Origin of the sequence: Chitinophaga sp. (genome assembly GCF_036566945.1) — a bacterium.
Lineage (GTDB): Bacteria > Bacteroidota > Bacteroidia > Chitinophagales > Chitinophagaceae > Chitinophaga.
Genome location: NZ_DATCVJ010000068.1, coordinates 1 through 5896, shown reverse-complemented (window position 1 = coordinate 5896; position 5896 = coordinate 1). Strand labels below are relative to the sequence as shown.

At 41.2% G+C, this 5896-nt stretch carries 4 protein-coding genes; 2 read left to right on the top strand and 2 right to left on the bottom strand.

What is annotated here, in order from left to right; translation table 11 throughout:
• The coding region (locus VIP81_RS02045) for a sensor histidine kinase (RefSeq protein WP_331956813.1) at positions 1-1177 on the top strand (1177 nt) is incomplete at its 5' end.
• A gap of 142 nt (positions 1178-1319) precedes the next feature.
• On the opposite strand, the gene VIP81_RS02040 is transcribed toward VIP81_RS02045, so the two are convergent.
• Both VIP81_RS02040 and VIP81_RS02035 read right to left on the bottom strand, forming a co-directional pair.
• Positions 1320-1802: a MaoC family dehydratase gene (locus VIP81_RS02040; RefSeq protein ID WP_331956812.1), complete on the bottom strand. Its 483-nt coding sequence runs from the start codon at positions 1800-1802 to the stop codon at positions 1320-1322.
• A 224-nt stretch (positions 1803-2026) separates the two neighbouring features.
• Positions 2027-3349: a sodium:proton antiporter gene (locus VIP81_RS02035; RefSeq protein ID WP_331956811.1), complete on the bottom strand. Its 1323-nt coding sequence runs from the start codon at positions 3347-3349 to the stop codon at positions 2027-2029.
• Between the two features lie 214 nt (positions 3350-3563).
• Between VIP81_RS02035 and VIP81_RS02030 the strand changes: the two genes are divergently transcribed.
• Positions 3564-5896, top strand: a 2333-nt coding sequence (locus VIP81_RS02030) for a ligand-binding sensor domain-containing protein (RefSeq protein ID WP_331956810.1), incomplete at its 3' end; no start/stop codon positions are given.

Below are 5896 nucleotides of genomic sequence, written 5' to 3'. Positions count from 1 at the left end.
CTATCAGCACCACGGGCAACAGGACCGCGGTAGCCAGCTTTTGCGCCTGGGGATTATTTATTATCTTCAGGCTACTGGCCGCTTTACGGAAACGATTCCCTATCTCAGGAGTTATGTCACTTATAAAGACAGTATATCACTGGCCCTGGTGCGGAAGGTAGAAGGTGAGTATCTGTATTACAGAACGGATTCGGCGATGGGGAATCTTTCTTCCGCTATCAGCCATTTCAGGCAATATAAAATGCTATCCGATTCGTTAACCAGCCTTGCCCAGGCCAAACAACTGGGGATGCTGCAATTGCAGTTTGAAACCAGGCAAAAAGATAAAAATATAGAGTTGCTTACCCAGAAAAGTAAGTTACAGGAAGTGCTGATCCAGAATGAAAAAGTGTTTCGGAATGCTTTCGCTGCTGGTGTTGCGATGTTGGTGCTCTTCTCCGCATTAATGTATAACCGCTACCGGCTGAAGAAGCGTTCCAACCTTGATCTGGAAGAAAAACAGCGGGAAATAAATGAGCAGAATGAAGTACTGAAAAAAGTAGTGGAAGAAAAGGAGTGGTTATTGAAAGAAGTACATCATCGGGTTAAAAATAATTTACAGATTGTCATCAGCCTGCTCAATACTCAGTCAGAATACCTTGATAATACGGTTGCCATAGCAGCCATCCGCAATAGTCAGCACCGTATGTACGCTATGTCGCTGATTCATCAGCGGCTTTACCAGGTGGATAGTCTTGGCAAAATAGATATGAAATGGTACATCAGGGAATTGATCGGCTATATGAAGGAATCGTTTGAAAGCACGGATAAAATTTCTTTCATTACAGAAGCCGCGCCAGTGTTGCTCGATGCTGTTCAGGCTGTGCCTATTGGGCTGATCATTAACGAGGCCGTGAGCAATTCGATTAAATATGCTTTTCCTGCCGGTCGGAGAGGGAGCATTCAGGTGACACTGAAAAGTACAGAAGAGGATGGCTGTTTGCTGCTGATTGCAGACGATGGTGTTGGTTTTTTGCGGGAGCAGGATCCACAGGATACCCGGTCGCTGGGAATGAGCCTGATGCACGGCCTTTCCGGTCAGCTCGACGGAGACTTCAGCATTGCTGCTGCTCCCGGGACTGGGGTAGAGATCAGGTTATCCTTTCAATGCAGGACCTTTAGTATCATCAATAATTAAAATTCTTTAAAATATGATGATCTGTGCCAAAAAATGAAAAGTCCGCAGATATTGCATCTGCGAACTTTTCGGCATATCTCTTCATAAAGTGTGATAATGATTGTAGCCGGTGTGTCGGAGCGACTACCCGACACGCTGATTTTTACACAAAATGATACAAGAAAACTACATTACCCGTGTAAGCCGGCTTTGGCTGATTTTTAATAACAAGTATGGCTTCGATAATAACTTTGGTGACCCCTCTTAAATTTGTTATCGTGTTGAGTTTAGCCTTTAGCTGAACTTCACTGTCCACCAAAACCGGCTGGCCAAATTTAAAACTCTCTATACCATAGTTTATTTCCATTTTAATATTGCGTACATCTACAATCTGCTTCCACAGATAGGGGATTAATGCCAATGTTAAGTAGCCATGAGCAATGGTTCCGTTGAATGGACCTTCGCTTTTAGCTCTTTCCTGATCTGTATGAATCCATTGGTGATCCAGCGTTGCATTCGCAAACCTATTAATCTGTTCCTGGTCTATTTTATGCCAGTCGGAAACACCTAATTCTTTCCCAAGATACGTGCTATACTCATCGAAAGAGTTAATTATTACCATTTCACGATTGTCGATTGTGTCCATTATGGCGCAATTTTATTTTTTTTGTCAACAGTTGTAGTTCGTATTTCGGTGCTCTTATTAATTGGAAATAAAGGTATTTAAAAAATATTTAAAATGAACGATTCCCCTAAATTTAAGACCAATAATACCATCCAACGGCAATATACAGCACCAATAGCAGAAATTAAAAATAAACCTGTCAGGTGATTCGTACGCATGCTTCCCAGGCTACTATAGTTCTTCAGTTACCTGTTTAATCTCTTAATTAACTTACCAATAGTGAATCCCTGAACAAGAATAGAAAACAATACAATAATAAAAGTAACAGAAACAATAATGTTCTTATATTGACTGGCCGGTAGCGAGAGCGCCAGGGCGATAGAAATCCCTCCCCGCAATCCTCCCCAGGTCATGATGGCCAATGTTTTTGTGCCAAGCTGCTTTTTAAAACCAAACGCAAATGCCGGAATATAAAGTGATATAAACCGGGCTACGATTAATAGTATGGCTGCAAATATGCCAATGATCAGGTAATGTGCCTCAAAAGCTACCACTACTATTTCCAGACCAATCAGCATGAACAAAATTGCATTCAGGATTTCGTCCGTTACCTCCCAGAATTTGCCCAAATAATCCCTGGTGACGTCACTCATGGCGAGTGCCTTCCCTCTGTTGCCAGTCATAATTCCGGCTACTACCATGGCCAGCGGACCGGAAACATGAATATAGTGACAAAAACTGTAGCCGCCCATCACCATTGCTATAGAAATAAGGATTTCTGTCTGGAAATGATCAATGGATTTCATCAATTTATACCCAATAAACCCGATCATCAATCCCGCAAGAATACCACCAACAGCCTCCTCTAAAAAGAGTAGCCCAATATCTGCCGCACCAAAATTTTCAACACCAACAGCCGCTATCTGGAGTAAAGTTGCAAACACTACAACGCCTATACCATCATTAAAAAGAGATTCTCCCACAATATTTGTTTCTATCGTTTTCGAGAGGTTTGCTTTTTTTAGTATTCCCATTACAGCTATTGGATCAGTAGGTGAGATTAATGCACCGAAAAGCAGACAGTAAATTATGGGTATGGGCTGCTGAAATAATAACATCAGCCCGTAGAGCGCAGCACCGACCAGCATGGTAGAAACAAGTGTGCCCACCACCGCAAACACGGATATACTTTTTGCTGATTTTCGCAAATCAGCAATATCCACATGGAGTGAACCTGCAAACAGCAGGAAACTTAGCAGAATACCCAGGAGAAATTCAGAAAAATCAATGAGTGCCAATTTCTCTTTTACAATCGTACTAAACCCCGATGAAAAATGCCCGGTGATGATGACGGCCAATGACGCCATCGTCCCCATCAGCATCAGGCTAATGCCGGAGGGTAGTTTCACAAACTTTACGTTGATGTACGAAAAAAATGCTGCCAGCGTAATCAATACCGAAAATAGGATAAACAATTCCATGTGCTGCCAATTAGACTTTAAAGATATAGGTAATTTATTTATTATCTGCCATCGTGTATTGGGGCTGCCCAGCCACAGAGAATCCACACTGTATTAATATCCCTTGTAGCAAGTAACAATTTGAATCTGCATGATAAAAGTGTAATTTGTGTAATAAATAATTATGTGTTATTTTGACACTTAAAAATAGGGAATTCACGGTGCCGGCATGAAATGCCGGCAGTGCTCTCCAGGACGGACAGGACAACAGGTAGCCCACAGCCGCCTTGCCATAATGAGTTTATACCTAAAACCTACTTTAATGCGCTATCTTTTTGGGCTTGTTTTATTGCTGCAATCCCTTATCGTTTTATCACAAAATGAGCATTATAATTTTTCTAAGCTGAATACCTATACGGGTTTGTCTCATAACCAGGTAAATGCGGTGTTAAAAGATCCGGATGGTTTTTTGTGGTTCGGTACTACGTATGGACTTAATCGCTATGATGGCTATTTTTGTAGAATATTTCATAAAGATCACAATGACAGTACTTCACTGAAGGATAACTATATTTTGTCGCTTTATGAGCTTCCTGAAAGAAAAATGTGGGTATCCACAACGGGGGGGGCTTGCATTTATAACCCTGATACGGAGAAATTTAATGCCGACTACAATAGTTATTTGCATTCCATCGGTTTGCCGGATGGCGCCATTATGAAAATTGTAAAAGGCTACGATGGCAGATACTGGTTCCTTTACAATGACAAGGGCCTGTATTTATTTTCTGCCAATGATAAAAGTGTGAAACCATTTAAACAACAAAGAAATCCGCCTGCAGAAAAGATTACTTCGATAAAAGAAACAAAGGACGGAAAATTATGGTTGGTATATCAATCTGGCCTTTTGGAGAAGTATGACATAAAAGACGAACAAGTATCTTTTTCCAGTACCACATTACAGAAACAGCATAAGTGGAAATCTCCTTTTGATCTTTTTATCGACTGCGATGGCGATATATGGCTTTGGCACTATAATGATGCACTCTTCCTTTTCCACCCGCAGGATAATACTATCAGACAGTTTGGTAAGAATTCTTTTCAGGCAAGGCTGAATTCAGAATTGATAAGCCAGGTTGTCCAGGACAATAATGGCCTGATCTGGGTGGGAACGGACCACGGTGGGATAACCCTGATCGATAAAAAGAATGGTTACACCAGCAGTTATCTGCTGAATAACCCCAATGATCCAAAAAGCATCAGCCAAAATAGTATTACTACCATTTATAAAGATGATCAGGATGTTATCTGGCTCGGCACCTATAAACAAGGTGTAAATTATTATAATAGTAACATCGTACAGTTTCCCTATTATCATCACCGGGAATCAGATGCAAAAAGTTTGCAGTTCGATGATGTAAACCGTTTTGTTGAAGACAGGGCAGGTAATATCTGGATAGGCACCAATGGAGGAGGATTAATCTATTTCGACAGAAAGAATAATACTTTCAGGCAATACCTGCATGATCCCAGCAATAGTAATAGCCTGAGCAATAATGTAATCGTGAGCCTGTGGATAGATCAGGAAGGCATCCTTTGGGTGGGAACATATCTGGGGGGACTCAATAGTTTCGATGGCAGGAAGTTCACACACTACAGGCATAACGACAATGATTCTTCAAGTTTGGCAGATGATACCGTCTGGGAGCTATTTGAAGATAGAGAGCAATATTTATGGATAGGGACTTTAGGTGGCGGATTGGATCGTTTTGACAAAAAGACAAACCGGTTTAACCATTACAGAAGTGGCGGCGGGCTGTTGCTTTCCAATTATATTTCTTCTCTTATGGAAGACAGAAAAGGGAATTTATGGGTGGGTGCCAATGCCGGTATTGCCGTGCTTGACAAAAATAAATCTGCTGCAGTTTTTTATCAGCATTCAAATAAGAAAAACAGTTTAAGCAACGATGACATTTTCTGTATGCTGGAAGACAGTAAGGGACGGATTTGGATAGGAACCCGGGAGGGCCTGAACTTATTTAATGAACAATCAAAGGAATTTCAGACATTCACAACAGCAAATGGTCTTCCGGATAATATGATCCTGAATATCCTGGAAGACGATCATCAAACACTTTGGATTTCCACGCCGAATGGGTTATGTAACGCCATTCCCGGACAAAATAATAACCAGGTTACTTTTTCTGTTATTAGTTATGATGCCGCCAATAACCTACAGAGCCGGGAATTTAATGATAATGCGGCATTAAAAACAAGTTCAGGTGAACTGATCTTTGGTGGACCTTCCGGATTTAATCTCATCAATCCCACTTCCATCAGAAAACCCGTTGTTCATCCAACACTTGCTTTCACCGGTTTCCAGATATTAGATAAAAATGTAGAGCCGGGTGAATGGGTCAATGACCGGGTATTATTGAACCGCGCTTTATCCCAGCTGCAAAGTATTACGCTGAAGTATAAGGAAAACATTTTCTCCATCGACTTTGCCTCCCTCGATTTTTCGCATAAGGACAATGATAAATATGCGTATATGTTGGAAGGGTTTAATGAAGACTGGCTGTATACCGACGGCAACCAAAGAAGAGCCACTTACACTAACCTCAGTCCCGGACATTATGTTTTTAAAGCAAAAGTGCT

Excerpts from the sequence above, each read along its gene's own strand:
- VIP81_RS02040 (WP_331956812.1), bottom strand. The coding sequence starts at position 1,802 with ATGGACACAATCGACAATCGTGAAATGGTAATAATTAACTCTTTCGAT.